The organism is Snodgrassella communis (assembly GCF_914768045.1).
Lineage (GTDB): Bacteria > Pseudomonadota > Gammaproteobacteria > Burkholderiales > Neisseriaceae > Snodgrassella > Snodgrassella communis.
The window spans coordinates 24,286-51,283 of record NZ_CAJZCD010000010.1 but is presented as its reverse complement, the minus strand read 5'-3'; the positions used below and the strand labels follow the sequence as shown (position 1 = coordinate 51,283).

At 42.6% G+C, this 26,998-nt stretch carries 27 protein-coding genes and 1 tRNA gene; 12 read left to right on the top strand and 16 right to left on the bottom strand.

From position 1 onward, the window contains the following. The first annotated feature begins 421 nt into the window (after positions 1 to 421). Complete coding sequence (locus tag MJ761_RS09375; protein WP_093093425.1) at positions 422 to 1,120, top strand: alpha/beta fold hydrolase; 699 nt, start codon at positions 422 to 424, stop codon at positions 1,118 to 1,120. A 93-nt stretch (positions 1,121 to 1,213) separates the two neighbouring features. Here the strand turns inward: MJ761_RS09375 and MJ761_RS09370 are convergent, their stop codons facing one another. The 3 genes from MJ761_RS09370 to eno all read right to left on the bottom strand — a co-directional run bounded on the left by MJ761_RS09370 (position 1,214) and on the right by eno (position 3,519). Further along, a complete protein-coding gene (locus tag MJ761_RS09370; protein ID WP_093093427.1) occupies positions 1,214 to 1,594 on the bottom strand; it encodes a SpoIIAA family protein in 381 nt (126 codons plus the stop codon). 287 nt (positions 1,595 to 1,881) lie between these two features. After that, positions 1,882 to 2,202: a cell division protein FtsB gene (gene ftsB / locus MJ761_RS09365; protein WP_093093429.1), complete on the bottom strand. Its 321-nt coding sequence runs from the start codon at positions 2,200 to 2,202 to the stop codon at positions 1,882 to 1,884. A 33-nt stretch (positions 2,203 to 2,235) separates the two neighbouring features. Next, the gene (eno, locus tag MJ761_RS09360) at positions 2,236 to 3,519 is read right to left on the bottom strand and encodes a phosphopyruvate hydratase (RefSeq protein WP_093093432.1); all 1,284 of its coding nucleotides are present in this window, start codon (positions 3,517 to 3,519) and stop codon (positions 2,236 to 2,238) included. Positions 3,520 to 3,904: 385 nt separating this feature from the next. On the opposite strand from eno, the gene MJ761_RS09355 reads away from it, so the two are divergent. Beyond that, positions 3,905 to 3,997, top strand: a tRNA-Ser gene (locus MJ761_RS09355). A 307-nt stretch (positions 3,998 to 4,304) separates the two neighbouring features. Next, entirely contained in the window at positions 4,305 to 6,284 is a 1,980-nt protein-coding gene (locus tag MJ761_RS09350; protein WP_093093434.1) for a ligand-gated channel protein, read from the top strand. Between the two features lie 263 nt (positions 6,285 to 6,547). On the opposite strand, the gene MJ761_RS09345 is transcribed toward MJ761_RS09350, so the two are convergent. The 13 genes from MJ761_RS09345 to leuC form a co-directional block, all read right to left on the bottom strand. Continuing rightward, entirely contained in the window at positions 6,548 to 7,324 is a 777-nt protein-coding gene (locus tag MJ761_RS09345) for a TatD family hydrolase (protein ID WP_141683449.1), read from the bottom strand. 33 nt (positions 7,325 to 7,357) lie between these two features. Beyond that, complete coding sequence (locus tag MJ761_RS09340) at positions 7,358 to 7,780, bottom strand: ProQ/FINO family protein (protein ID WP_093093438.1); 423 nt, start codon at positions 7,778 to 7,780, stop codon at positions 7,358 to 7,360. A gap of 105 nt (positions 7,781 to 7,885) precedes the next feature. Then, positions 7,886 to 9,001, bottom strand: a complete 1,116-nt coding sequence (gene aroC / locus MJ761_RS09335; protein ID WP_093093440.1) for a chorismate synthase — start codon at positions 8,999 to 9,001, stop codon at positions 7,886 to 7,888. 306 nt (positions 9,002 to 9,307) lie between these two features. Beyond that, positions 9,308 to 9,535 (bottom strand): hypothetical protein, encoded by a 228-nt coding sequence (locus tag MJ761_RS09330; RefSeq protein ID WP_141683450.1) that lies wholly within the window; start codon positions 9,533 to 9,535, stop codon positions 9,308 to 9,310. Between the two features lie 492 nt (positions 9,536 to 10,027). Beyond that, the gene (locus MJ761_RS09325) at positions 10,028 to 10,432 is read right to left on the bottom strand and encodes a GNAT family N-acetyltransferase (protein ID WP_093093444.1); all 405 of its coding nucleotides are present in this window, start codon (positions 10,430 to 10,432) and stop codon (positions 10,028 to 10,030) included. A 577-nt stretch (positions 10,433 to 11,009) separates the two neighbouring features. Next, on the bottom strand, positions 11,010 to 11,546 hold the full coding sequence (locus tag MJ761_RS09320) for a PqiC family protein (RefSeq protein WP_093093445.1): 537 nt from the start codon (positions 11,544 to 11,546) through the stop codon (positions 11,010 to 11,012). Then, entirely contained in the window at positions 11,546 to 13,183 is a 1,638-nt protein-coding gene (gene pqiB, locus MJ761_RS09315) for an intermembrane transport protein PqiB (protein ID WP_093093447.1), read from the bottom strand. The genes MJ761_RS09320 and pqiB overlap by 1 nt, the downstream gene beginning before the upstream one ends. Beyond that, entirely contained in the window at positions 13,180 to 14,493 is a 1,314-nt protein-coding gene (locus tag MJ761_RS09310; protein ID WP_093093449.1) for a paraquat-inducible protein A, read from the bottom strand. Before MJ761_RS09310 ends, pqiB begins: the two co-directional genes overlap by 4 nt. Positions 14,494 to 14,602: 109 nt before the next feature. Further along, positions 14,603 to 15,673: a 3-isopropylmalate dehydrogenase gene (gene leuB, locus MJ761_RS09305; RefSeq protein WP_093093451.1), complete on the bottom strand. Its 1,071-nt coding sequence runs from the start codon at positions 15,671 to 15,673 to the stop codon at positions 14,603 to 14,605. 95 nt (positions 15,674 to 15,768) lie between these two features. Further along, entirely contained in the window at positions 15,769 to 16,410 is a 642-nt protein-coding gene (gene leuD, locus MJ761_RS09300; protein ID WP_093093453.1) for a 3-isopropylmalate dehydratase small subunit, read from the bottom strand. 65 nt (positions 16,411 to 16,475) lie between these two features. Next, positions 16,476 to 16,616: an entericidin A/B family lipoprotein gene (locus MJ761_RS09295; protein ID WP_093093455.1), complete on the bottom strand. Its 141-nt coding sequence runs from the start codon at positions 16,614 to 16,616 to the stop codon at positions 16,476 to 16,478. An 18-nt stretch (positions 16,617 to 16,634) separates the two neighbouring features. Continuing rightward, positions 16,635 to 16,760, bottom strand: a complete 126-nt coding sequence (locus tag MJ761_RS09290; RefSeq protein ID WP_080701765.1) for an entericidin A/B family lipoprotein — start codon at positions 16,758 to 16,760, stop codon at positions 16,635 to 16,637. An 85-nt stretch (positions 16,761 to 16,845) separates the two neighbouring features. Beyond that, positions 16,846 to 18,261: a 3-isopropylmalate dehydratase large subunit gene (gene leuC / locus MJ761_RS09285; RefSeq protein WP_093093457.1), complete on the bottom strand. Its 1,416-nt coding sequence runs from the start codon at positions 18,259 to 18,261 to the stop codon at positions 16,846 to 16,848. A 278-nt stretch (positions 18,262 to 18,539) separates the two neighbouring features. On the opposite strand from leuC, the gene gshA reads away from it, so the two are divergent. The 9 genes from gshA to MJ761_RS09240 all read left to right on the top strand — a co-directional run bounded on the left by gshA (position 18,540) and on the right by MJ761_RS09240 (position 26,959). After that, on the top strand, positions 18,540 to 19,901 hold the full coding sequence (gene gshA / locus MJ761_RS09280; protein ID WP_093093459.1) for a glutamate--cysteine ligase: 1,362 nt from the start codon (positions 18,540 to 18,542) through the stop codon (positions 19,899 to 19,901). A 100-nt stretch (positions 19,902 to 20,001) separates the two neighbouring features. Beyond that, a complete protein-coding gene (gene trpS, locus MJ761_RS09275) occupies positions 20,002 to 21,012 on the top strand; it encodes a tryptophan--tRNA ligase (RefSeq protein WP_093093462.1) in 1,011 nt (336 codons plus the stop codon). A gap of 67 nt (positions 21,013 to 21,079) precedes the next feature. Further along, positions 21,080 to 22,051 carry a glutathione synthase gene (gene gshB / locus MJ761_RS09270; protein ID WP_093093464.1) on the top strand — a complete coding sequence of 324 codons (972 nt, stop codon included), beginning with the start codon at positions 21,080 to 21,082 and terminating at the stop codon, positions 22,049 to 22,051. A gap of 51 nt (positions 22,052 to 22,102) precedes the next feature. Further along, positions 22,103 to 22,510, top strand: coding sequence for a diacylglycerol kinase (locus tag MJ761_RS09265; RefSeq protein ID WP_093093466.1), 408 nt, complete (start codon positions 22,103 to 22,105; stop codon positions 22,508 to 22,510). Positions 22,511 to 22,627: 117 nt separating this feature from the next. Then, the gene (locus tag MJ761_RS09260) at positions 22,628 to 23,563 is read left to right on the top strand and encodes an AEC family transporter (protein WP_093093468.1); all 936 of its coding nucleotides are present in this window, start codon (positions 22,628 to 22,630) and stop codon (positions 23,561 to 23,563) included. Between the two features lie 51 nt (positions 23,564 to 23,614). Then, positions 23,615 to 24,013: an EamA family transporter gene (locus tag MJ761_RS09255; protein ID WP_141683451.1), complete on the top strand. Its 399-nt coding sequence runs from the start codon at positions 23,615 to 23,617 to the stop codon at positions 24,011 to 24,013. A gap of 884 nt (positions 24,014 to 24,897) precedes the next feature. After that, on the top strand, positions 24,898 to 25,755 hold the full coding sequence (dapF, locus tag MJ761_RS09250) for a diaminopimelate epimerase (RefSeq protein ID WP_093093476.1): 858 nt from the start codon (positions 24,898 to 24,900) through the stop codon (positions 25,753 to 25,755). Further along, the gene (locus MJ761_RS09245) at positions 25,752 to 26,405 is read left to right on the top strand and encodes a DUF484 family protein (protein WP_093093478.1); all 654 of its coding nucleotides are present in this window, start codon (positions 25,752 to 25,754) and stop codon (positions 26,403 to 26,405) included. The genes dapF and MJ761_RS09245 overlap by 4 nt, the downstream gene beginning before the upstream one ends. Further along, positions 26,405 to 26,959: a hypothetical protein gene (locus tag MJ761_RS09240; RefSeq protein ID WP_093093480.1), complete on the top strand. Its 555-nt coding sequence runs from the start codon at positions 26,405 to 26,407 to the stop codon at positions 26,957 to 26,959. Before MJ761_RS09245 ends, MJ761_RS09240 begins: the two co-directional genes overlap by 1 nt. The last annotated feature ends 39 nt before the right edge of the window (positions 26,960 to 26,998 follow it).

The window sequence follows — 26,998 nt, the reverse complement described above, 5'->3', positions numbered from 1 at the left end:
ATTCACTGCGCGATTTTCCTTGCTGATAAAGTTTAACCATTTGTGCTTTGAAATCAGCACTAAAAGAGCGTCGTGCGCGTTTTTGTTGATTCATCATTTTTTCCTTTTTAAGGTTAAGTTTACCTTACCCCCTAAAAAAGTTGTATGAATTAGTGTAGCCTATCCAAGCATATGACACTTTGCTGATAAGGCTGATTTGTCAAATATACACCCTCTACTAAAGTCTATGTAAAATGTCTGGGATGTTTATGTAGAGGTGATTTTATGGGTCAGTTGTGACATTAAGATATAGTAATAGTCAGCTTGATAGTGCAATATTTTGATTGGTGGTTGTTACTCGTTTTTTATCAGTTTGCCGATAGCAGGGTGCGGTCTGGCTACGTTGAGAATATTATTAATTGTTTGATGGTTGTGTGGGATTATGGTTACTACAGAGTTACTACCTTGGATGTGTATTTCTGGTTTTATGCTGGATGAGACGCTATGGGATGATATGCAATCGAGTCTGGCTATGCCACAATCTGTACAATGTGTTGCGCTGACAAATGGAGACAGTATTGCAGCGATGGCAGATGATATTGCGGCCAAAGCACCGGAACGTTTTGTGGCGATCGGGTTCTCGCTTGGCGGGTATGTTGCGCGGGCTCTGGCTGCCAAGTATCCGCAGCGTGTGGCTGCTTTGGTATTAATTGCTACTTCATTACGTGAGGATACGCCTGAGCAACGTGCAGCCAAGCTGAATGCTTTACACATGCAGAAACATCTGCATTTTCGTGGTTTGGGGCACAAGGCGATTATGCAAACTTTGCGTCCGGATAATCAAAATAATCAGGTACTGATAACCCGAATCCGACGCATGGGGGAACGTTTGGGGTTTGATGTATTAAGCAGACAGTCACTATTAAACCGGGCAACACCCGATGGGCAGAGAATTTCCTGTCCAACCCTGATTATTGCGGCAGCACAGGATCAGATGCGTTCTTTGGATGAGGTGCGGGAATTGCAGGAGTTTATTCCACAGGCCAGTATGAAGATAATTGAGGATAGTGGGCACATGCTGCCATTAGAACAACCACAATTACTGGCAGAAACTATTTCTTGCTGGGTACAGCAGTTGTAATTTATCTGAATTATTCAGTAATTAATCGCATTATCCTGAAATAGCTTACTTCAGTGCTCGGTTTATGTCTGATATATTGATGATGGTGTTTAATCAGTTATGGTTGCCGATTACGCCTGAGTTTTGTATGCCTTGCTCCAGCCATTTTTGTGCTGTGTGTCTGTCATTAAAGTATTTGGGTCTTTGTAAAGTTAACAGATTTGCGAAGCGTGCACCAAGCCGAATCCAGATATCGTTTACGACAATGGCGGTGCGGCCAAAATCATGCGCGTGCTGACGTAAAAATCTGAGGTGTTCTAAAGCCATGTCAATAGTGAAGTCTTTCATTTGGCTCAGATCCAGCAGCAGATTGGGCAATTGTACCTGTTCAATGGCTTTTAATAATGCTTCTTCCAGCTGGCGAAAATCAGCCAGTGTAAATTCGTCGTGCAGAATCACACTTAAACCGTAGTTCTGTTGTTGGATAGAAATCATATAGTTGCCTTTAATAACGGGTGCGCTATTGCTATATTTGTTTGATTAAATTAAGCAATATCATACTAATGGACAAATATATTAGCTATGATTCTTTTGAATATGCTCTGATATGAAGCTGAAAACGCTAATGGTTGTGGTACGGATACAACTATATTATAGATAGTTGAATATTATTAGTTTGTTAGAGTTATATATCAGGGATAAATAGTAAAGAAGTTTGTTAGATATAAAACCAACAGCTTTCAGTATTGAAAGCTGTTGGTTTTAGGAAGTGTTACTGTTGATTATCTGTTAGGAGTGGTATCAGAATTAGCTGTTATGATTGCAGAGGTGCCTGAGGGAACAAAACGGTAAAATACTTCGCCACTCTGTATATATCCTAATTTAGCGCGAGCCATTTCGTTAATTGCATCTTTCCCTTTGGCAAGATCTTTGACTTCAGCAATCAGTGCACGATTGCGCTGTATCAGGTTTTCATTACTTGCGTTTTGAGCAATAACGCTGCGCTCCAATTTCAACATGTCATGCCAGCTGCCATGCCCCATCCACAAGCTGTATTGTAAACCTGCTAATGCAAATAACAGTACCCAGGTTACCCACTTCATTTCATTTGCCTATTCGTAAAACCGGTAACCAGATTATCTGAGCTGATAGAGGGCTTTTTTACCCGGATAGCAGGCAGCTGTACCCAGCTCTTCCTCAATACGTAGTAATTGGTTGTATTTGGCAATGCGGTCAGAACGTGAAAGTGAACCGGTTTTGATTTGCATACAATTGGTACCAACGGCCAGATCTGCTATGGTGCTGTCTTCGGTTTCACCAGAACGATGACTCATTACGCAGGTATAACCTGAACGTTTGGCCAGATCAACGGCTTTAAGTGTTTCGGATAAGGTACCAATCTGGTTTACTTTAACCAGTAGTGAGTTGGCCAGCCCTTGTGTAATGCCTTTGTTGAGAATGGCAGGATTGGTTACAAACAGGTCGTCACCCACCAGCTGGACTTTTTTGCCCAGACGTTCGGTTAGTAATTTCCAACCATCCCAGTCGTGTTCGCTCATGCCATCTTCAATGGATACGATCGGATATTTGTTGACTAGTTCAGCTAAGTAGTCAGCAAATTCGGCACTGGTTAGGTTTAATCCTTCTGCGGTTAATGCGTAATGTCCATCTTTATAGAATTCGCTGGATGCGCAGTCCAGTGCTAATACGATGTCTTTACCGGGAACATAACCAGCTTTCTCTACGGCAGACAGAATCAGCTTGATTGCTTCTTCATGGCTGGATAAATCCGGTGCAAAGCCACCTTCATCACCAACGCTGGTTGACATGCCTTTGTCATTGCATAATTTTTTCAAGTGATGGAAGACTTCTGCTCCGCAACGCAGAGCCTGACGGAAAGAATCAGCGCCTACGGGCATAATCATGAATTCTTGAATGTCAAGGCTGTTATTGGCGTGTGCGCCACCATTAATAACATTCATCATGGGTACCGGCATAGACATGGGGCCGACACCACCAATGTAACGGTATAGAGGTAATCCTGCGTCTTCGGCTGCCGCACGTGCAACGGCCAATGATACTGCCAGTGTGGCATTGGCACCAAGGCGACCTTTGTTATCGGTACCGTCCAAATCAATCATGATCTGGTCGATATAGCTTTGTTCGCTGGCGTCAATGCCGATAAGTGCCTGCGCAATTTCGTTATTAATGTTTTCTACCGCCTGCAATACGCCTTTACCCAGATACCGCTGTTTATCGTTATCGCGTAGCTCCAGTGCTTCTTTTTCGCCGGTTGAAGCGCCTGAGGGTACGGCAGCTCTGCCCATTACGCCAGATTCAAGTAGAACATCACATTCAACGGTAGGGTTACCACGTGAATCAAGTATTTCACGCGCAAAGATGTCAATGATTGCACTCATGCAAGTCTCCAGTTTTTTTTAGGTTTTGTATTGTTGTGCGGTAAATGGTACAAACAATAAGCCTGCCAGACAGCAGTTTGGCCAGCCAGTTAAACATTGTATTATACCGAAGGGGGAGTATGTGAACAGGGTAATTTACACTTGGTTTTGACTGGAGGCTGGGAAAGAGCAATATATGTTGTGCTGATGGATTGAAGCGGTAAATAGTGTGACTGTGTGAAATGGATTTAATGAGTTCTGTACGTATCTGATGCATGCTTTTGGGGGCAAGAAAATATCTTTTTCTGTTAGTGTGTTAGAAATTAATAATCTGTTTTATGCTGTTTTGGTGTAAATTTTGTTTGACAGCGGGGCATCAGTTAAGTATAGTTCGCAACTTCTCTTTGGAGAGTTGGCCGAGTGGTCGAAGGCGCTCCCCTGCTAAGGGAGTATACGGGCAAAACCTGTATCAAGGGTTCGAATCCCTTACTCTCCGCCATATTCAAAAAATCCCTGAATTCAGTTCAGGGATTTTTTATTTGTTAGTTCTCACGGCTGAAATAACCGTATATCTACTGGTGAATCTGATTAGTTTAGCGGTTTGTCTATATATTTCATAATTGTTGCAGTTCTAGGCTTCTCTGTTTTTTCATTTGTTATCCTGCTTTGTGTTTTGTCAATAAATTTAATGCTTTTTTTGTATATTCATGTTAAATTAAATAATGATTACTATTTTCATTTGAGTGTGCTTTAAATAATCTATTTGATTCTTTGCTAGGACAACAATTATCAGGAGTCTATTTTGTATGTGCAAACCGGTTCATTATTCTTTTTCGCTGGTGTTACTTTCCACGTTAATATCTCCTTTATATGCCGCAGAAGCTAAATTGGAAGATGTGGTAGTAACTGCTTCTGGTTTTAAACAGAAAGCCAAAAAGGCAGCTGCCTCAATTACTGTGATTAATGCCAAGGAGCTGGAAACAAAAGAGTATCATGATGTGACTGATGCTTTGCAGGATGTGCCCGGGGTAGTGGTGACGGGTGGTGGTAGTTCAAAAGATATCAGTATCCGAGGTATGTCTAGCGCGTACACAATGCTGTTGATTGATGGTAAACGGGTGAACTCGCGCGGCGTTCGTCCTAATTCCGATGGTCCTGGTATTGAACAGGGCTGGATGCCACCGATTTCTGCGATACAACGTATTGAGGTGATTCGTGGCCCAGCTTCGGCTTTGTATGGTTCTGATGCTATGGGCGGGGTAATTAATATTATTACTAAGAAAACGGCAGCAGACTGGACTGCTTCAATTAAGGCGGATGCAACTATACAGCAGCACAGTAATAGTGGAAATACGTTGCAAAGCAGTGTTTATGTCTCTGGTCCTTTAATTGAAGACCGGTTGGGTATCCGTGTGAGTGGAGGATATTCTCACCGTGATGAAGACAAGTTTGTCGGTGGGTATAAGGAACAGCGTATGCGTAATGGCGATTTTATGCTGTCTTGGACTCCGGATGATAACAATACTGTTGATTTGGAGGTAAGTCGCAGTTTGCAAAACCGCAATGGTAAGGTGGGCAAAACTATTGATACTGCACCACGCAGGGGAAAGAAACCAACTGATGACTACACTTTGTATGATCGCAATCAGTATAGTGTGACCCATCGTGGCTATTATGAGAATATTGATACGCAGTCATATTTACAGCGAGAGGAAAATAATAATCCTTCTCGTGACATGCATGAGAAAAATACGATTTTCAATACTCAGACTCAGTTTCGCTTGAATAAGCATACGCTGAGTGTCGGCGGGCGGTGGCAGCGAGAAGAGTTAAATGATTCGGGTAATCAGCTTACGATTAATGGTCGGCGGTTGAGCCATCTGGAACGAGATTCTTGGGCTATTTTTGGGCAGGATGAATGGCGTATTGTGCCAACTTTTGCGCTGACTGGTGCGATGCGACTGGACCATGATGAAAATTATGGTTCTGAATTAACGCCAAAATTATATGGTGTATGGACTCCGAATAAACAATGGACAATTAAGGGGGGATATTCACGTGGTTATAAAGCGCCCGCTTTACGGGCAGCTTCAGATGGATGGGGACAGGTTACTGGTGGTGGTTACTCAAATGGTATTATTGTGGGTAATTCAAATCTGAAGCCGGAAAAATCGGATAATTTTGAAATTGGCTTAAACTGGGATAATAATCGTAATTTATCTGCTGGGCTAACTACCTATTATACGAAATTTAAGAATAAGATAACGGAAGTACGCACTTGTCAGGGTAAAGCAGGTTCGAATGCCTGCTCGTGGCGTAATGAGTATTTTGATTTTATCAGCCAGCGTGAAAATGTGGATAAGGCGGTATTACGTGGTGTAGAAGCAACGTTTGGCTGGAAAATAACGCCGAAAGTTGATTGGTCTGCTAACTATACTTATACGCATAGTGAACAGAAAAGTGGCCAGTTTAGTGGTAAGCCGCTAAATGAGATGCCGAAAAATATGTTTAATACGACGCTGAGCTGGAATGCCAATGAGAAGTTCTCCAGCTGGGCAAGATGGAATTTCCGTAGCAGAACTTCAGATTATCTGTCACGGACATCAATGGCGATTGGTAAGCCGTCGTATGGTTTTGTAGATACGGGGCTGGTATTCAAACCGAAGAAAGATGTGATTATCAGTGGTGGTATTTATAATATTTTTGATAAGCGGGTTGATCAGAAGGATTATGGACGTACTCTGGATGGTCGCCGTTATAATATTAGTGCACAGGTTAACTTCTAGGCTGCAAGGCTATTGTTCATATCAGGGGGAAATATCCCCCTGTTTTTATTTTTATAATATAGATGAATTGAAATTGGACAGATTTCAGTTACTGATAGGTGAATAAAAGCAAATGATCAGTGTGGATTTAAAAGCTGTTGTTTGCGTACTACCCATTTAAAGCAGCTTTGTGCATGGGGTCGTTTATCGGCTTTTTGTGTTTAAGCTGAAAGTGGGCTTATGGCCAGAATGTTCGCAATAATATCGATTGTTTGAGGTTCAGTTTATACCGGAATAATTTTAAATGCATTTTCGCTGGTTATGGTGGCAATATCCTGCCAGTGACAATTTCGCAATTTCGCTATGATTTCTGCAATCTGACGTAAGTTATCCGGGCTATTATTCTGTTGTGGCAGCGGTGACATGTATGGGGCATCGGTTTCAATAACCATGTGCTGTAAAGGCATTTTTTCGGCAATAAGGCGAATTTTTTTTGCCTGTGGGCGTAATAACAGGGAACCGACACTGATCAGAAAGCCATGCCTGATCCATGCCTGAGCTTCTTCTAGGCTGCCAGAAAAGGCATGGGCAATACCACCATAGGTAAAACGGCAGCGTCTGATGCTGTGTAAACAGGCGTCGGTGGCATGAACATGATGAATGATGACTGGTCGTTGTGTTGCTTTTGCTAGCTGTAACTGTGCCTCAAAACAGCTAATTTGTAGGTTTTTATCAGTAGGGCTATGTGCACGTATAAAGTCCAGACCGATTTCACCGATTAGCGCTTGCGGGTTATGGTGTAACAGTTGTTCGAGCTGGCTGAGTGATGAATTGTTATAATCGGCCACAAACCAAGGATGAATACCGATGGCAGCGTATAGCTGGGGATATGATTGTGCTAGCTGTAGGGTTATTGACCAATCATCAGAGCCGGTTGCCGGTACAAGAAAGTGGTTGATGTTTTTTTTGTCAGCCTGATGTAATACTTGTGTCAGATTGTCAACAAGTGGGCTGTGGTTGAGATGGCAATGGCTGTCAAAAAGCATAGTATTAAAAAACACGAGCTAAAAGCTCGTGTGGATAGTTAACTGGCATTAGTTTTGCACTAGTTCTTCGTCACTGTTGTGACTGTTTTCTGAATCGGTTGTTGCATTATTTACTGGTGCCGGTTTGTTTGTCTGCATGGAGGGATGCTGTTGGGCGATAGCCTGTTCTTCTGGTGACACTTCACCCTTGAAGCGATTATTCAAATCAAAGCGTTTGCCTCCACGTGCCAATGATTTAATATACCGTGGCCGGCGGCAATGATTGGCCAGAACACGGGCAATCAGGGTAGGATCATACTGTGGCAGTGCTGTGATTAAATCCTGATCAATACCGATTGCCAAAGGTTTGAAATGTTTAAATACATCGTATTTACGATAGATATGTTCGGCAATCATATAGGTTTGTTTTTTTTTGCTCATGGTTTGTACAGCAGATTTCAGTGCTGCACCCAAAGCGGTTTCTTGACTCATAAAGTTACTTCCTTGTGGTTTATGGCCCGTTTAAATAAATTAAAAAATAAACTAATAAACTGATTTCCAGCGATAAATTTGCAGTTATGGCTATAAAAATAATATCTATGTATTGGGGGCAATGGAGTGATGCTGAGCAATTTTTGGTGTTTCGACACGAATATCAGCATTCTGGGCACGCTGGCGCAGTGCATGATCCATCAATACCAGTGCGAGCATGGCTTCGGCTATCGGTGCTGCACGCAGACCAACGCAAGGGTCGTGGCGACCATGAGTAGCCAGTATAACCGGTTTGCCGTGAATGTCTATGGAGTGACGTGGTGTGGCGATGCTGCTGGTTGGTTTAATGGCCAGATTAATGTGTATATCCTGCCCACTACTGATGCCGCCTAATATGCCGCCTGCATTGTTGGATAAGAAGCCGTCCGGTGTCAATTCGTCGCTATGCTCACTGCCTTTCTGGCAGATACTATCAAATCCGGCACCAATTTCAATACCTTTAACTGCATTGATACTCATCATGGCATGAGCTATATCGGCATCAAGCCGATCAAATACAGGCTCGCCTAATCCAACAGGAACATGGCGGGCAGTGATATGCAGTTTGGCACCGATGGAATCACATGCTTTGCGTATGCTATCCATGTATTGTTCCAGTTCTTCAATCTGGCTGTGGTTAGCGACAAAGAATGGGTTATCGTTTATGTAGGCAAAGCTTTCAAAAGCTATGCTTTTTTCGCCAATCTGGGTGACATGGGCAATGATTTCGGTATTGAAATGCTCACGTAACCATTTTTTGGCAATGGCACCTGCTGCTACACGTGCAGCGGTTTCACGTGCGGAGCTGCGACCGCCACCACGATAATCCCGTATACCGTATTTGTGCCAGTAAGTATAGTCGGCATGTCCCGGGCGGAAGCTCTGGGCAATATCGCTATAATCTTTGCTGCGCTGATCGGTATTTCTAATTAATAGCCCGATTGGTGTTCCGGTGGTTTTGCCTTCAAATACGCCAGAAAGTATCTCAACACAATCCGCTTCGCGACGTTGGGTAACGTGGCGGCTAGTACCAGGCTTGCGTCTATCCAGTTCCGGCTGAATATCGGCTTCACTAAGAGGCAATCCGGGTGGACATCCGTCTATGACGCAACCTAATGCCACCCCGTGGCTTTCGCCAAAGGTGGTAACGGTAAAGATTTGTCCGAAAGTGTTGCCAGCCATAGGTTTTACTCTTACGTTTTGAGAGACAAATTTAATTTTGTTGTTGAGTTTAGCATGGTTTATACGGTTTAGGCATAATTTGTCTGATGGCTGATTTGTTTTTGTGGCCGATGCATTGATATGGCTGAAAATTTACCTTTCTGCCTGTGTTTTTTACCTGTTACCAATGTTTTTATTATTAATGATATTTAGATGGTCGTTAATTTTTATGCCCTTGTTTTGTTTGGATGAATGTTAATATCATCAGAGTAGGGGACGGGCTGAAATAAATTTTATTTATTAATAAATAGTATATCTGTGATTATATCAGTTTGGACGTGGCTTTTTTGCTGCTGGCTGGCTGTGTGGCTCAGTGCCTGTAATCACTGGCGGTTCAGATGGCAGTGGTTTGGTTTTAATCGGGAAATTTATTGTAGTTCCCAGCCCAAAGGTGTGGTTACCACCGCCTATGCCTACGGCTACATTGGAGGGCATTCCTACGCTACAGGCACAAAGCAGGATTAAGGTAAGCAGAGAAACAGATATGAATTTCATGGCTTTTTTCAGAAAATGTGATTTTTTTATTATAAAGCTTTTTGGCTGTCTGGCGAATAGGGTTGGTTTGCATGTTGGCAATGTATTTCTGGTAGCTGTAAATGCTAACTGGTTATCAGTTGTTTGAATTTTTGTGTGTTATCTTTGTGTGTGAAAAATACTGTCTTTTGTGATGTTTCAGTATTTTGATTTTATAAATAGATTTTTATGATGGTTGCTGGGTTAAGTGTGCAGGCTGTATGCTTAGCTGAGTTATGAAGCTTTGTGAAGGCTGCTTAGTAGTTGATGTTACTGTGTTGTTTAAATATTAAAATAATCCACCATCAGCCAGCAGATGTTATATACGAACATGGTCTATTAATTTGACGAGATGTTCTGATGGGGTAGTTTGTTATTAATGATTGTGCTTTAGGTTTGCTAACTGCACAAATCATTGTTTGGCGCATTCATCTGCTAGTGGCGTTTCATCAGCAATTTAAAATGAATGGCTAATTAATTTTCCTTTAAAATCCAAGCTGAAGGGTGCGCATTAAAACCGATATGACGATAATAATCTACTGCCTGCGGTGCCGCCAGTAGGGTGATTGAACATGCTTTGTCAGTATTGTTTTTCACTTCTTTAATTAATTGTTTACCGATGCCTTGCCGTTGATAATCTTCATCCACCGCGAGATCTGCCAAATAAGTAATATAAACAAAATCTGTTAAGCAACGCGCCATACCAATCAGTTTATTATCATGCCAAGCGGTTATCAGTAAATTGGCATTATCTAACATTGCTTGAAAGCGTATGGTATCCATAAGTGGACGACGCTCGCCTAACGAACAGTGACGATAAAGTGTAATGGCTTGTTCGAGTGTTGGTTTCACATCGGAACGATAAATAATGAGACTCATATTAATCCTCCATCATAATATAAATGTTCTACTTGAATTAATTCTAGCTTATTATTGATAAGATTATAATATTTTCTTTTGTACCTTTCTTTATTTTCGCTTGCATCTGGATCGGCCAATATTTAAGAAATAATAATTAAGCTAATATTTATATGGTATTTTATTAAAAATCTATTTTTCTATTTTCATCTGCTATTAAAGAGGTATTTTGGTAAAGCAATAACTTTGTTAGGGCGTAAATTTTTGATTGCTCCACAAATGGTACCACCACATCCATGAATTTTAATTAAATAATGAGAAACATGTTTTGCAGTTTTAATTTTTGCTATGGTTTCGGCTAGAAAGCCTTTAAATTTAAATTAGTATCGGCTATGTTTTGCATGGTGAAAACATCGCTGGCTGAAAATAATAAATATTAAATGATAAGTTTAAATATTTTTATTTTACTTTAGATGGCCATTTAAGACTTTAATTTAAAAGAGTATGCCATTGGCAATTAATTATGTATATCTTGGCCAGTTAATCATTTATTTTAACTAGCCAAGATAGGTATTTGCTGGCGTGTGCAGATTAAATTTTAATTATGTGGCGCAATGCTTTGGGCTACGCTGCTCAGTCCCTGAGCCAAGGCTTTAACCATATTGCTGTAGCCATTACCATGCTGAGCAATGCGGACGTTAAAATTCTGTCCTGTTTCATTAGTACCCAGCCAGCTACTATAGCCATTGATGTAGATATAACCATCGTAGCTGCCCTGAAAGGATTGGATATACACAGTTAGTGTGGCAGTTTTAGGTTTACTCTCAGGAGTGAACAGATAATGAGTGCTCTGTTTGTTCAGTTCATTAGCTAATGCCAGACTGATTTCATTACTCAAATCGTCAGCCCAAAAATGCTGCTGGGCAAAATGCAGAGTGGTTGGGCTGTCCTGATAAACCAGATTCCCTTGATTGAGACGTTCAGCCAGTACAACTTTAAGCTGGACTGGTGTTCTCAGGCCGGCGGCAGGCAACTGATAATTACTGCCGGGTAACTGGTAATAGGTAACCGAATTTCCGGCACAGGCACTGAGTGCCAAACTAGTGACACAGACAAGTAGTAGCGGGATTTTCATTATCTGGCTCCTTGTGGCTCGGGATCATGCCCGCGGCGATTGAAAATGAGGGCATTAGGCTGCTGTTTCAGGGTTTTCAATGTCGGCTGTGCCTCTTTCAGCGTATTATCAATGCTTTTTAAGGTTTGCTGAATATCGCCATATAAAGGAGAAGTGCTGGATACGCCTTGCAGGGTGGTACGCAATTCTTTCAGGGTGGCACTCAGCTCAGCCGGTAGCTGCTGGGTTTTGTTTTGTGCCAGTAGCCGGTCTGCACTGGCCAGTGTGGTTTTCAGTTGTGCCAGTGTGCTGTCTAACTGCTGCATGGAGTGCTCAATCGGCAGGTTGTTCAGTTTGGCTAATAATGCAGACAGCTGATCCTGAATCATGTCTAGCCCGGTATGACGTGTGCCGATTACGGTGTATCCCTGATAATGTGTTACCGGTTTGAGCAGTGATTCGCCGGATTTGGCCTGTGTGAGGCTGATATACTGATTACCTGTCAGCAGGTTGTCTTTTTCCAGTGATGCAGATAAGCCTTTATTGAGTGCCTGCTGGATTTGTTGCTGCCAGATTTTGTCATCCTGTCTGCTGGCATTGATTTCCATGCGTCCCGGTTCGATGCGCAAGCGTACCGGTATCCAGCCATGCTGGAATAGTTTATGACTGTCATTCAGGGCAAAATAGGGTACATCGGCCACTGATCCGATGTTGATTCCCTGATACTCTACCGGAGCGCCGACACTCAGACCACGTACGGATTGTTGAAAGAATGCCACGTAGTATTGTGTGCGTGAGGAAGGCTGGTTATTCAGTTCACGTGCGCTATTATATAAGGTAAATTCGGTATTGTTCGCAACAGGCTTGCCTTTGCCCTCAAACATGGTTTTGAAAACAATGGCTCCTGAGAGCAGGGCAGGCAGTGGAGCGGAATCAATATGTACGCCACCACCAGATGCCGTTACCTGAAGGCCGCTTTGCAACCAAAATTTAACTTTGTCGCCGATCAAGCTGTCATATGGACTATTTATATAAACCTGATAATGGACGCTATTGTCTTTGGGGTCAAAATAGGCCTTTTCTATTTGTCCGGCGCTGATGTCTCCGTAAAGTACGGGGCTGCCGGGGGTTAACAGTTTGTCGCTGTGGCCTTTCAGGCGCAGACGGATACCGCTTTGGGAAATGGCGCTGACTGGTGGTAAATCACCTACAGTAAAGGTTTCAGCCTTTTCTTTGCTATGGCCGGGGGTAAAGGCAATGTAGGAACCGGATACTAAGGTATTGAGGCCGGTAATGCCACTTTGGTCTATGCGCGGTTTGACAATCCAGAACTGGGTATCTTTACGCAGCATATCTTTAACATCGGCACTCATCTGCGCTTTGATCTGCACTCCTTTTTCATCCGGACTGATGCTGATGGAGGTAACTTTACCTACGGTGACATTCAGTACTTTGATTGCTGTTGTATTAATCTCTATTCCATCAGCATCATTAAGATATAGCGTAATTTCCGGCCCTGTATGGCGCAGGTGCTGGATAAATAGCCAAGCTCCCGTTAATAATGCCAGTACTGGGATGGTCCACACCAGAACATTAAATGGCGGGGTATGTTTTACTGTAGCAGTTGTGTGTGTGGTTTCATTTTCTGTTTGGCTCATGATGAATGCCTTTTATTGCTACTTTTATGATGAGATGGATGTTGTTTTATCTCATCCCAGATTAAGCGTGGATCAAAACTGAGTGCTGATATCATGGTTAAAATCACTACGGCGCAAAAATAAATGGTGGCAGCACCCGGTGTCACGTGTGCCAGTGGTGTGGAAAATGCTGACATGAGTATGATGACAACGAAAATATCAATCATTGACCAGCGTCCGATTGATTCGGTAATGCGATATAAAACGGTTAATTTACGCGCAGACATCAGTGGGCGGTAAGCCGCAGAATAGAGTAATACCAGCATGGATATGATTTTCAGTACTGGAATGGCCATACTGGCACTGAAAATAACGACAGCTATCAGTACATCACCATCATTCCACATGTATTCAATGCCATCAAGAATGGTACTGGCCAGATTGGTACCCGGGGAACGAGTTATCATCATGGGCAGTAAATTGGCCGGAATATAGAAAATAATAGCTGCCAGTAAAAATGCCATGCTGATGCTCAGGCTTAGGGGTTTGCGCCGGCTTAAATAAGAACCGCAAACGTCGCAGACATTCTGGGTATCGGGTTGTTCAAACAGACAATAGTGACAATTAATGGTATCTTTATTATGCTTTTGTAATGTTGGATCATGGCCGGTGAGGCGTTGAATCTGATAAAAAATCCAATGTTCAGGCACGCCCTGAGAGGTACGGATGAGCAGAATGCCCAATACCATCATAAACCAGAAAGCCAGCCCGAAATGTATTTGTGCCATACCGCTGATTTTAATATAGGATACCAGCGTGGCAATATAAAATACATCTACCATGATCCAGTGACGCAGACGTACCAGTGTACGGGTGGCGTATAACATACCCGGTAATACTTGCTGATAACGCAGGCCGGTAAAAACGTACAGGCATAAGAGTAAAAACAGTACTGGGGAGCCAAAGGTCAGAAAAAACATTATTTCCGCCAGCAGAGAATAGTCTTGCTGTGCCAGTGTCGCTACCATATAGGGGATGGTTAACTCTACATGTATGCCAAACAAATCTATACTCATGTATAACTGAGTGTATACGATGGTCATGATGATCAGTGAGGCAATGGCGTAAGCTGTCGGCGTATCAAGCGGATGTATTTCAATTCGTACAAGATGCTGATGGCAGCGGGGACATAAGGCAGATTCACCCGGTGTCAGGGCAGGAATGGATAAGGACAGGCCGCAGCAAGGGCAGCCAACTCGATGTGCTGGCAGACTGCTCGCAGGCAAGTTGGTTGAAGGACGATGCGCCGGTTGTGCTGAACGGTAGCTCAAAATATCAGGTTTCTGTAGTGAAAGCAGCTATATAAAAAAATAACTTAACAGAGACTTAATTTCCCTGTTAAGTTAAATATACGTAATTTAAGGCTAATGTGCAATCAGCTTATAGTGCTGCAAGTACCGCATCGCCCATCTGGCTACAAGAAACGCGTTGACAACCTTCCTCAAAAATATCACTGGTACGTAAGCCTTGTGCCAGTACTTTGCCAACAGCTTGTTCAATTCTTTGTGCTGCATGTTCATTATTCAGGCTGTAACGCAACAACATGGCTAGGGAAAGGATGGTTGCCAGCGGATTAGCCAGATTCTGGCCAGCTATATCAGGAGCGGAACCATGTGAAGGTTCATACATGCCTTTTCCTGTTTCGTTGAGAGAAGCAGAAGGTAGCATGCCGATGGAACCGGATAACATGGATGCCTGATCTGAGAGAATATCGCCAAAGATATTGCCAGTAACAATCACATCAAACTGCTTGGGTGCTTTTACCAGCTGCATGGCTGCATTGTCTACATACATATGGGTTACGCTGACATCAGGGTAATTCTTACTGATATCAGTGATGATTTCACGCCACAGTTCAGTGGTTTCCAATACATTGGCTTTATCAACGGAGCACAGTTTTTTATTGCGTTTCTGTGCAGCTTCAAAGGCAATTTTTCCAATGCGACGGATTTCACTTTCACTATAACGCATGGTATTGATGCCTTCGCGTTCGCCATTAGGTAAGGTATGAATACCACGCGGTTCGCCAAAATAGATATCACCGGTTAATTCGCGCACAATCAGTATGTTCAAGCCAGAAACAACTTCCGGTTTCAGGGTTGAAGCATTAGCCAGCTCAGGATAGAGAATTGCCGGACGTAAATTACCAAACAGGTTAAGGTCTTTGCGGATGGCTAGTAAGCCGCGTTCGGGTCGTAAAGGGCGTTCCAGTTTGTCATACTGTGGGCCGCCAACGGCACCAAGTAATATTGCATCTGCCTGCCGACAGATATTCTGGGTAAATTCAGGGTAGGGATGGCCGTATTCATCATAGGCGGCTCCACCTAACGGCGCGTACTGATAATCTGCATCCAGCCCCTCTGCAATAAGCTTGTCTAAAACACGTACAGCCTGTGCAATGATTTCCGGGCCGATGCCGTCACCGGGAAGGATAGCAATATGTTTGCTCATTTTTATTCTTTCTACGTGTCAATGACTGACCAGTGGCCTTGCGGTCATCAGTCAGTTTTTTAGATAAATGGAAAGTAAATTGTTATTTGATTTAATCAGAGCTGGTACAACCAAGGCTGCTGTTGCTGGTGTCTGATTTCAAATGCCTTAATCGCATCTGCATGTTGCAGCGTCAGGCCAATCTCATCCAGACCATTGAGCAAGCAGTGTTTGCGGTGTTCGGTAATTTCAAAATGAAAGTGCTTACCATTAGGTGTACTAACGGTTTGTTCTGGCAGACTGATGCTAAGCTGATAGTTTTCCTGAACAGCAACTTCTTGAAATAGCTGTTCAACAACTTCTTCAGGCAGAATTATGGGTAACAGACCATTTTTATAGCAGTTATTAAAAAAGATATCTGCAAAAGAGGGGGCAATAATGGCTCGGAATCCATAATCTTCCAGTGCCCATGGTGCGTGTTCCCTGCTCGAACCACAGCCGAAATTTTTTCGTGTCAGCAGAATATGTGCACCCTGATAGCGTGGCTGGTTAAGCACAAAATCTGGATTTAAAGGGCGTTTGTTGTTATCCATACCGGGTTCGCCGTGATCCAGATAACGCCATTCATCGAATGCATTGGGGCCAAAGCCGCTACGTTTGATTGATTTTAAAAACTGCTTTGGAATAATGGCATCTGTGTCTACATTGGCGCGATCCAGAGGTGCCACCAGAGCAGTAAGGGTAGTAAAAGATCTCATGCTAGTATTTTGGTATTTTGTAGTTAATGATTGAATTGAGCAAGCCCTGACGGGCTTGCGTACAGTTACATTTCTGAGCGTACGTTGTCAGAAGCATTACTTACTGCCTGACCACCGGAAGAGAGATCGCGACCCACACCGGAAACAGTATGACAGCCCGCCAGAAAACCAACAATGGCAATACTCAAAAGCATCAGTTTTTTCATGATATTATCCTTGTTTGATTATTTATCGGCAGCATTAGATAAGTGCTGACCACCAGCTCTTACATCCTGTCCCATTCCATGAATTGTGTGACAACCGGAGAGTACAGCCATAACCATTGCAGCAATTAACAACATTTTTTTCATGCTTACTCCTTAAACAAAGATAAAAGTTAACAAATTCAATCAGAACTACATGCTTATCATGCACTTGCTGGCTTAAAACTGCAAGTTATTCACTGTATATTTGTCGCACGTCGGTAAAATGTCCGGTAATTGCAGCAGCGGCAGCCATGGCTGGGCTAACCAGATGAGTACGGCCGCCGTTGCCTTGCCGGCCTTCAAAATTACGGTTGGATGTAGACGCACAGCGTTCCTGTGGCTGTAAACGGTCGGCATTCATGGCCAAACACATGGAACAGCCCGGTTCTCGCCATTCAAAACCGGCTGCAATGAAGATTTTGTCCAGACCTTCGGCTTCCGCCTGCTGTTTAACCACACCTGACCCGGGCACAATTAAGACTCTTTTCACATTGTCTGCTTTGTGTTGCCCTTCTGCCACTTTAGCGGCGATACGCAAGTCCTCAATGCGCCCGTTGGTGCAAGAACCGATAAATACCACATCAACCGGAATTTCATTTATTGGTGTGCCAGCAGTTAACCCCATATATTGTAAAGCGCGCTGCATACCTTCGCGTTTAACCGGATCAACCTCAGCAGCCGGATCAGGTATGCGTTGATTTATTGCGATAACCATTTCCGGTGATGTGCCCCATGTAACCTGAGGTTCTATATCTGCGGCGTTAAAATGATAAGTTTTATCAAAGTATGCGCCTTCATCAGACACCAGCGTTTGCCAGTAGCTGACCGCCTGCTCCCATAAAGCTTCTTTGGGTGCGAAATGGCGGCCTTTAATGTAATCGATTGTTGTCTGGTCTACTGCAACCAGACCGGAGCGGGCACCGGCTTCAATGGCCATATTGCATAGTGTCATACGCCCTTCCATCGATAAATTGCGTATGGCTTCGCCTCCAAATTCAATTGCGTAGCCAGTTCCGCCAGCTGTACCAATCTGGCCGATGATATATAAGGCAATATCTTTGGCAGTGATGCCCGGTTTGAGAATGCCATCAATTTCAATCAGCATGGTTTGTGATTTTTTGGCGGTAATACACTGAGTTGCCATCACATGTTCTACTTCTGACGTACCGATACCATGAGCAAGTGCACCGAATGCACCATGCGTGGAGGTATGCGAATCACCACATACTACGGTCATGCCCGGTAAAGTGGCACCTTGTTCGGGGCCAACTACATGGACAATTCCCTGATTGATATTTTGAAACGGATAATATTTCTGTACGCCAAAATCATGAATATTTCTATCCAGCGTCTGAACCTGTAGTTTGGATATTGGGTCGGTAATACCCTTATCCCAATGATCGGTAGGGGTATTGTGATCCGCTGTGGCCACAATACTTTGTTCCCGCCAGAGCGGGCGATGCGCCAGTTTCAGACCTTCAAAAGCTTGCGGGCTGGTTACTTCATGCACCAGATGGCGGTCGATATAAAGTAAAACTGTACCATCTGACTGTTCTTGGACAATATGGCTATTCCACAGTTTTTCATAGAGGGTTTGTGCTTTCATTATAGTGGCTTTGTTTTGTCATGATTTATGTGTGAGGCATCTTAATACTGTTAAGACAGATTTACAAGTATTTTGTCTAAAAATAAAAAAATCTATGTTTTTTAGTAAAAATCTAAGTTATTTTTAGACTAAATGTCTAATCTTTATTGGTTGGTATGGCTGAACCATTCTGTTAATGATTAAATTTACTGTTTTCTGCTGAATTGTTGTTTATTGTTATAATAATAACTGCCATATGAAGCAAAAATGCTGAGTGTGAATGTAGAAAGGAATGAAATATGAGTTTACCTGATGTGGCCGCAGCGCATCGTACTGAGTTGCAGAATTTTGAACGTGCAATTTTAGCCAGACAAACCCAAATTGAATCATGGTTTCGTGCTCAATGGCGACATCACCACGTTCCTTTTTACGGATCGGTGGACATCCGTAACAGCGGATATAAATTAGCCAGTATAGATATGAATCTGTTTCCGGGTGGTTTTAATAATCTGAATCCTGCTTTTCTGCATCTGGCGTCGGTAGCTGCGCAGGATGCGGTGGAACGTGCTTGTGCTGAAGCACATTCAGTATTGTTAATCCCAGAGAACCATACGCGGAATACTTTTTATCTGCAAAATGTTTATGCTTTGTATTCAATTCTGCGGCAAGTTGGTTTAAACGTCCGTATTGGTACACTAAACCCTGAAATTACTCAGATAACCACGCTTGAAACCGCACTTGGTGACCACATTACTCTGGAACCAGTACAGCGGCAGTCAAACCGTTTACAGTTGGCTGATGGGTTTACACCATGTATGATTCTGTTAAACAATGATTTGTCTGGTGGTGTACCAGAAATTTTACAGGGTCTGGAGCAGACATTGTTACCGCCAGTGAAAGCTGGCTGGACCACGAGGCGTAAAAGTACCCATTTTCATGCTTACAATCAGGTGGCGGCAGAATTTGCTCAGCTGGTAGGTATAGATGAGTGGACAATTAATCCCTATTTTGAAGTGTGCAGCGGGCTCGATTTCACTAGTCATGAAGGAGAAAATCGTCTGGCCGAAACTGTGGAACGGCTGTTGCAGCGTATTCAGCACAAATATGATGAGTTGGGGATTCAGGATAAACCTTTTGTTATTGTTAAAGCCGATGCCGGTACTTATGGCATGGGTGTGATGAGTGTGCATTCGGCTGAAGAAGTACGCGGGCTCAATCGCAAAAAACGCAATAAAATGGCCAAAATCAAAGAAGGGCTGGAAGTTAGCGAAGTCATCGTGCAGGAGGGTATCTATACTTATGAAACACTGCATGGTGCAACAGCAGAACCAGTGGTATATATGATGGACAGATTCGTTATTGGTGGTTTTTATCGCGTACATCAGGATCGTGGACCAGATGAGAATCTTAATGCTGTAGGTATGCATTTTGTACCATTGAATTGCAATATTGCTTCGCTGGAAGAACAGGATGCCGAAGATGAAGCAGCAAGTAAACGCCAGTTTAAGCCCTGGGATCAGCTGAGTATTCCACAAACGGAAAATGCTACTCAGGCCAGTGATTGCGAAAGCACCCGTTTGTATGTGTATGGTGTACTGGCCAGATTATCCTTACTAGCCGCCGCTATTGAGCTGGAAAATATGCCTGAGGCAGCTGTTTAGCTTGTTTAAACTGATTTGATTGTGGTGTAGTGCTGATTTCCAGAAATCCGGAAATCAGCTTCAATTCTCATAAATCGCTATTGATAAAGTTGTATACAGAATGAAAAAAACTCGAGTATTAACCGGCGTTACCCCTAGCGGGATACCGCATCTGGGTAATTATGTTGGTGCAATTCGACCGGCTATTCAGGCTAGCCTGAATCAAGATGTAGAATCATTTTTATTTTTATCAGACTATCATGCCCTGATTAAATGTCATGACCCGGAAAAGGTATATGAATCTACAAAAGCAGTGGCGGCAACTTGGCTTGCCTGTGGTCTTGATCCAGAACGTACCACGTTTTATCGACAGACTGATATTCCGGAAATAATGGAATTAAACTGGATTCTTACCTGTAATACTGCCAAGGGTCTAATGAACCGAGCACATGCCTATAAGGCAGCCATGCAGGAAAATGCAGATAAAGGGCAGGAAGATCCAGATCATGGTATTGAAATGGGGTTGTTTTGTTATCCGATGCTCATGAGTGCTGATATTCTGATGTTTAATGCAGATAAAGTACCTGTCGGACGAGACCAGATTCAGCATCTGGAAATGGCTCGCGATATTGCCGGCCGTTTCAATCATCGTTTCAAACCGTTGTTTACCTTGCCGGAAGCACAAATCGACGACAATGTTGAAACACTTGTGGGATTGGATGGCCGTAAAATGAGCAAAAGTTATGGCAATACCATTCCATTGTTTGAATCTGAAAAGAAATTGCAGAAAGCAGTTAATAAGATTGTCACTAATCTGAAAGAACCCGGCGAAGCGAAACAGCCGGATGAAAGTCCCTTGTTTGATATTTACAAGGCATTTGCCACACCAGCAGAAACCGACCAGTTTACACAAATGCTCGCAGATGGACTGGCCTGGGGTGAAGCCAAGAAAATTCTGGCGGCAAAAATCAATGAGGAACTGGCTGAGAAGCGTGAACGCTTTGCACAACTGAACGCACAGCCTGCTCTGATTGAAGATATTTTGCAGGCTGGTGCTGTAAAAGCGCGCCAGCAGGCACGACCACTACTGGAGGCAGTACGCGAAGCAGTGGGTATCCGTTCATTAAAATAGAGTATATTTTTATCCGGAAGGGAAAATGACTCTCCCTGCCGGATAAACACTCCGACAGGTAAACTCAATGAAAATCCTATTTATTGCCGACCCGATGGCAGGTTTTAAAACCTATAAAGACACCACGTATGCCATGATGCGGGAGATGGCCAGACGTGGCTGGAAATTGTTTCATACATTAGCCAGTCAGTTAAGTGTGCAACAGGAATGTGTTGTGGCCAGTGCAAGCGAGTTCAGCTTTACTGATGCCAGAAATGAGCATGATCATGACTGGTTTAAACCTTTGCCACCGCAACAATGCCCACTGAATCGTTTTGATGCGGTTATCATGCGTACCGATCCGCCTTTTGATATGCAGTATCTGTATGCTACGCAATTGTTGACACTGGCCGCCAAACAGGGTGCCTATGTGTACAACAGTGGTCAGGCAATGCGTGACTTTAATGAAAAGCTGGCCATTCTGGATTTTCCTGAGTTTACCGCCCCAACGCTGGTTACGACGCACGCAGCTGATGTGCGGGCGTTTCTAAATGAATATCAAGATATTATTATCAAGCCGTTGGATGGAATGGGCGGGATGGGCATCTTTCGTCTAAAACAGAACGATCCCAATATTGGCAGTATTCTGGAAATGCTGATGCGCCTGGATAGCCGTACCATTATGGCACAACGTTATATTCCCGAAATTGTTCATGGCGATAAACGCATACTGATTATCGGCGGCAGAGTAGTGCCGTATGCGTTGGCACGTATCCCGCAAAAGGGTGAAACGCGTGGCAATCTGGCTGCTGGTGGCCAAGGTGTAGCACAGCCGTTAAGTGAACGTGATCGACAGATTGCAGAAACACTGACGCCAGAACTGGTACGCAGAGGTATTTTACTGGCGGGGCTGGATGTAATTGGTGATTACCTCACTGAAATCAATGTCACCAGCCCGACTGGTTTTCAGGAAATAAGTAAACAAACCGATTGTGACGTAGCCGCATTGTTTGCCGATGCTGTGGAAGAAGCGGCGCGCTTGCATGGTTCACCTGTGTAGCTTTTCATATATTCTATAAAAATCAGATGATAAAAGGGAAAAATTATTGTTATGCCTGAAAATAACAATCAGTATGCCATAAATATTAAAGGTAAAAAAGGTTTACGCCGTATATTCAATGCTTATGGTTATTCTCTGGCTGGTTTGAAAGCCGCCTGTAGCGAATCAGGCTTTCGTCAGTTGTTATTATTAAACAGCGTACTGATTATACTGGTGTTCGTACTGGATTTTGGTATGCTGACACGGATGGTATTGATTATGGCTTCATTTTTAAGCTGGATTGTTGAACTGTTTAATACCGCTATTGAGGCAGCCGTAGATCATACCTCACTGGCTAAACATCCTTTGGCCAAACGTGCCAAAGATACAGCCTCAGCCGCTCAGTTGTTAACTATGCTACTTCTGGCTGTTTTGTGGTCATTGGCATTATGGCGTGATTATCTGGTTAACTGGTTTTAAAAATATTGTATTTCTACTCTAGACAGTTGGATTGCTGATACGGCTATTTTTAACTTTATACAGGAATTGTTGACTGAATATAGGTCTGGCTGCTGTCTGAATAATAGAAAGTAAACAATGCATTTTTTGATAATTCTATTACCTGTATTTGGTATTTTTGTCACAGGTTTTATAGCGCAGAAAGTATTAAAATTTGATATTGCCAGTTTATCAAAATTATCGTTGTATATTCTTTCGCCATTTTTAGCTTTTAAAACGTTTTATACCCATCAGTTAACTGCTGCCTACGCTTATTATGCCTTTTATGTACTGGCTTTATGTGTTGGGCTGATTATACTGGTTTATCTCTGGTCGAAAGTGTGTCATTACCAGAATCAGGATAATTGTGCCCTGATTCTGGCGTCATGTTTTATGAATAACGGTAACTACGGTACGCCGGTAATTCTGGTGTTTTTCGGTTCTGCTGGTTTTGATGTCGCTGTTATCCTGATGGTATTGCAGCAGTTTATCATGAGTACTCTCGGTACCTATTATGCAGCCAAAGGCAGCAGTGATGTCGAAGGTGTCAGCCAGCGGACGATACTGAAAAAAGTTTTACGGATGCCGATTGTCTATGGTGCTTTGTTCGGGCTGATATTTCAATTGCTGCATATTCCCCTGAGTAAAGAAATTATGCTGGCTGTGGGCATGATAGGGGATTCTTCTATTCCGGTAATCATGCTGATTCTGGGTATGCAATTGGCTACGTTACATATCAGACAAATTGAAGTTGCCAAAATAAGTTTTGCGCTGGTAGTCCGATTGATGGCATCACCCCTGTGGGCGTTGCTGCTGGTGTATTTTATGCCGATAGACCTGATGGCGAAAAAAATATTGATTGTTCTTGCCGCCATGCCAACAGCAGCTAATACTACTTTGATTTCCGTGCAGTTCAACACCAAACCGCAATTGGTTTCTTCAGCTACTTTTTTCAGTACGGTATTAAGCCTGATTACCTTGCCGATAGTGCTGATGCTGGTTCAGCCGCCGGTTATGAATCTATTAGCGATTTGAGTGGTGATTTAAGCTAATAAATGTATATTTGATATATGCTTATTTGAATAAATGACAGGTCTTATTATTGGTGTGGCAGGATCTGATTTATTCCCTGATGTAACAATACTTATTACCCATCCTATAATGTTCTTTTACTTGAAACGGATTATAACAATATACAGTACAATTTATTTTAGGTTAAAAGACATGAGCATAAACAAGCAACATGGTTGCAGAAGTATTGTTTATTTATTAATTACGGTAATAGGCTGGGGAATTATGTATTCAGCATCCAAACATGCAGTATCTTCAGGTATTGATGGCTATTACCTTACCTTCATCCGTTATGTTTTAGGCGCAGTGCTTGTCAGTGTGATATTAATTATTCTGGAAGGAAAACAAAGTTATCAGACTGAAGGTAAAACCTTACTACTTTGGTTTTCGGAAGTATCGGCTTTGCATGGCTAAATTTTCTCACATTCATAGGAATCGGTTATTCATCAGCAGAACATGCAAATATTATATTAGCACTCATGCCCTTATTATCGTTTGCTTTAACATGCATTATTAATCGTAATTTCCCCGATACTAAAACCAGTTTCTATATGCTAATAGCTTTTGCCGGCATAGTTTTGGTTATTACTAATGGTAATTTCAGTCATTTGATGGCTTCATCTAGTTTTATTGGTGATTTGTTATTACTGGCAGCCACTGTTTGCTGGGTAATTTATACCTATTTTGCCAATGTTATGAATTCAGTATATAGATGGAATATTCAGAAAGAAATTTTCATTATTTGAACCAGATATAGGTGCTTGACAATATTCTTGCGACTAAGTTTCTAGCATTGAATGATTGTGCAATTGTACATTTGTTTAAATTTGCAGTGTATGATGAGCTACAGAATAATAAATTGGTTGAAATTTTACCTGAATATTTTATTAATCATTTATGGCAATTTTGCTTTCTTTACCCTGAATCGCATAGAAAGTCAGAAAAATTAAGGGTTTTTACCGATTACTTCATTCAAAATATCAAATGATTGAGCAAAATTCGAGGTATATTTATGCCGGTATATTTGGTATTAGAGTAATCAGGCAGCTTAAATTTTTAATAAATGCTTTATATATCGGAATTACCAAGCCGTAGCCCAAAATATAAATATATATTATTTGCTATTCAGGCTAATTCTGATTTAAAAGATGAAATATGCAAAATTGCAGATAAACTTCTTTTCAAAATCATATCTATGTAAAGATTTTTGTCTTTAGTGATGTTCATAACTTATCGTTATCACGATAAATCGGTATCATAGCCACTTAGACCTGCTGTAATGACAGACTGAGTGGCTTATGACAAAATTAAAATTTACCAAAATGCATGGTTTGGGTAATGATTTCATGGTTATTGATGGTATCAACCAGAAATTTGACCCGACTACCGCACCTATTGCTGCATGGGCACAACGGCATACCGGTGTAGGATTTGACCAGCTTCTTTTGATTGAAGCGCCGCAGACTGCAAAAGCTGATTTTCGTTACCGCATCTTTAATGCTGATGGTTCGGAAGTAGAACAGTGTGGCAATGGTGCACGCTGTTTTGCCCGCTTTGTCTATGATAAAGGTTTAACCAACAAGCAACAGATTGTGGTAGAAACGGCAGGTGGGGTGATTGTGCCGCATTTAAATGATGATGGTACAGTAACCGTGGATATGGGCGTGCCATTATTTGCGCCCGAACAGATTCCGTTTGCTGCCATTGATGAAGATGATGCCCAGCGTATCAGCCATCAGCTGGTTATCGGAAATGATACGGTTGATGTGACCTGTATCAATATGGGTAATCCGCACGCCGTTATGGTTGTGGAAGACATCGACCGGGCACCAGTACATCGGCTCGGCGCAGCAATTGAAAACCACAGACAATTTCCACAGCGGGTTAATGTGGGATTTATGCAAATACTGTCACCACACCAGATTCGCTTGCGTGTTTTTGAGCGCGGTGTTGGGGAAACACAAGCTTGTGGTACTGGCGCATGTGCGGCAGCGGTAGCCGGAATCAGTCTGGGAGTATTGGCTGATGATAAGCCAGTACAGGTTAGTTTACCCGGGGGGCTGCTATCGATAAGTTGGCAGCAACAGCCAGATGCTCATGTCTGGATGAAAGGCCCGGTGCAGACCGTATTTGAGGGGGAGATTGATTATTTATGAGTATTGATGAAGCAAAAGTGCGTGCTTTTTTACATGCACAACCACAGTGGCTGTACGATCATGCTGCTGAATTTAATTTGCGTCCGATTGAAAGCAAAATATTGTCATTTCAGCAGGGCAAGATGCAGGTGATGCAGCGTAGAACCGAAAAAATGGCTTCTCAATTAGTTCAGATGCTAGGTAATGCTGATGCAAACCATACATTGATGACTAAATTTATGGCATTTGATCAGCGCCTGCTCTCGGTGAATACTTTGACACAGTGGCAACGTGCAATCCGAGATGGTCTGAAAAATGAATTTGCTTTAACTTACTATGCTTTGAAAATTGTTACCGCTGTACCGAAAAATGTGCGTGTGCCGGCAACTTTACTGGCGGAAGACAGGATTAAAACTATTGCTGAAAAATTAACTGCTCCTGTTTGCGGTACTTTACCCGTAGCTGCTTTATTAGAGTTATTACCTGAACAGCCACGTCTGGAAAGTTTCCTACAGTTACCACTGCTCTGGAAAGATCAAGTGCTTGCAATACTGGTTATTGGCCACGAAGATGAAGCACATTTTACTCCTGATATGGCCACAGAATGGGTAACAGCTATGGCTGAGAATATGGCTATTGTTTTGGCACGTTTACTGAAACTGGTACGTTGATGGGTACACTAATAAGCTATGTTGTAGTAGTGGTATATGCCGTACTGTTTGTATGGCAATGCTGTAAATATGAGCTCCATGGCTGGCTGGCCGCATCAGTAACTGTCTGGTTGGTTCTGGCCAGTATAAGTAGTGCGATTTTGCCGGGGATTGCTGCTCCTTTTAAAACGGTGAATTCGTTTCTGGTGCCTATGTATGTTTTGCTGGGGTCATGTTTCGTTATGCACCAAGGCCGCAAACTTAAGCATAGCTCTTATTTAACTGTGTTGTTGTACAGTAGCTGGTTACAATTTGGGTCATTGGCTATCTGTCTGGCTTTAGTTTTGTGCCTGATAAAAAAAGCTACATTGATTATTCCTTTTCTCGTAAGTTTGCTTCAGATGTATGCTTGGCAGCCCATTTTCTGGATTGGTAGCCAATGGATATTAATGATAATGTTATTTTTGAGTAGTGCCGATAAGGAAAAACCCATATGGCGCTGGCAGACTTTAATGCTTTTCAGCTTGTTTACGCAGCTCGTATATATGATGTTAAGCTTTAGAGGAAAATTGTAATTCTAGATAATAGAAACAGATAACAGAAAAGCCAGACTG

What these genes read in the sequence shown, in the direction of transcription:
- MJ761_RS09375 (WP_093093425.1), top strand. Translation starts at nt 422, where the DNA reads ATGGTTACTACAGAGTTACTACCTTGGATGTGTATTTCTGGTTTTATG.
- MJ761_RS09370 (WP_093093427.1), bottom strand. Translation starts at nt 1,594, where the DNA reads ATGATTTCTATCCAACAACAGAACTACGGTTTAAGTGTGATTCTGCAC.
- ftsB (WP_093093429.1), bottom strand. Translation starts at nt 2,202, where the DNA reads ATGAAGTGGGTAACCTGGGTACTGTTATTTGCATTAGCAGGTTTACAA.
- eno (WP_093093432.1), bottom strand. Translation starts at nt 3,519, where the DNA reads ATGAGTGCAATCATTGACATCTTTGCGCGTGAAATACTTGATTCACGT.
- MJ761_RS09350 (WP_093093434.1), top strand. Translation starts at nt 4,305, where the DNA reads ATGTGCAAACCGGTTCATTATTCTTTTTCGCTGGTGTTACTTTCCACG.
- MJ761_RS09340 (WP_093093438.1), bottom strand. Translation starts at nt 7,780, where the DNA reads ATGAGTCAAGAAACCGCTTTGGGTGCAGCACTGAAATCTGCTGTACAA.
- aroC (WP_093093440.1), bottom strand. Translation starts at nt 9,001, where the DNA reads ATGGCTGGCAACACTTTCGGACAAATCTTTACCGTTACCACCTTTGGC.
- MJ761_RS09330 (WP_141683450.1), bottom strand. Translation starts at nt 9,535, where the DNA reads ATGAAATTCATATCTGTTTCTCTGCTTACCTTAATCCTGCTTTGTGCC.
- MJ761_RS09325 (WP_093093444.1), bottom strand. Translation starts at nt 10,432, where the DNA reads ATGAGTCTCATTATTTATCGTTCCGATGTGAAACCAACACTCGAACAA.
- MJ761_RS09320 (WP_093093445.1), bottom strand. Translation starts at nt 11,546, where the DNA reads ATGAAAATCCCGCTACTACTTGTCTGTGTCACTAGTTTGGCACTCAGT.
- pqiB (WP_093093447.1), bottom strand. Translation starts at nt 13,183, where the DNA reads ATGAGCCAAACAGAAAATGAAACCACACACACAACTGCTACAGTAAAA.
- leuB (WP_093093451.1), bottom strand. Translation starts at nt 15,673, where the DNA reads ATGAGCAAACATATTGCTATCCTTCCCGGTGACGGCATCGGCCCGGAA.
- leuD (WP_093093453.1), bottom strand. Translation starts at nt 16,410, where the DNA reads ATGAGATCTTTTACTACCCTTACTGCTCTGGTGGCACCTCTGGATCGC.
- MJ761_RS09295 (WP_093093455.1), bottom strand. Translation starts at nt 16,616, where the DNA reads ATGAAAAAACTGATGCTTTTGAGTATTGCCATTGTTGGTTTTCTGGCG.
- MJ761_RS09290 (WP_080701765.1), bottom strand. Translation starts at nt 16,760, where the DNA reads ATGAAAAAAATGTTGTTAATTGCTGCAATGGTTATGGCTGTACTCTCC.
- leuC (WP_093093457.1), bottom strand. Translation starts at nt 18,261, where the DNA reads ATGAAAGCACAAACCCTCTATGAAAAACTGTGGAATAGCCATATTGTC.
- gshA (WP_093093459.1), top strand. Translation starts at nt 18,540, where the DNA reads ATGAGTTTACCTGATGTGGCCGCAGCGCATCGTACTGAGTTGCAGAAT.
- trpS (WP_093093462.1), top strand. Translation starts at nt 20,002, where the DNA reads ATGAAAAAAACTCGAGTATTAACCGGCGTTACCCCTAGCGGGATACCG.
- gshB (WP_093093464.1), top strand. Translation starts at nt 21,080, where the DNA reads ATGAAAATCCTATTTATTGCCGACCCGATGGCAGGTTTTAAAACCTAT.
- MJ761_RS09265 (WP_093093466.1), top strand. Translation starts at nt 22,103, where the DNA reads ATGCCTGAAAATAACAATCAGTATGCCATAAATATTAAAGGTAAAAAA.
- MJ761_RS09260 (WP_093093468.1), top strand. Translation starts at nt 22,628, where the DNA reads ATGCATTTTTTGATAATTCTATTACCTGTATTTGGTATTTTTGTCACA.
- MJ761_RS09255 (WP_141683451.1), top strand. Translation starts at nt 23,615, where the DNA reads ATGACAGGTCTTATTATTGGTGTGGCAGGATCTGATTTATTCCCTGAT.
- dapF (WP_093093476.1), top strand. Translation starts at nt 24,898, where the DNA reads ATGACAAAATTAAAATTTACCAAAATGCATGGTTTGGGTAATGATTTC.
- MJ761_RS09245 (WP_093093478.1), top strand. Translation starts at nt 25,752, where the DNA reads ATGAGTATTGATGAAGCAAAAGTGCGTGCTTTTTTACATGCACAACCA.
- MJ761_RS09240 (WP_093093480.1), top strand. Translation starts at nt 26,405, where the DNA reads ATGGGTACACTAATAAGCTATGTTGTAGTAGTGGTATATGCCGTACTG.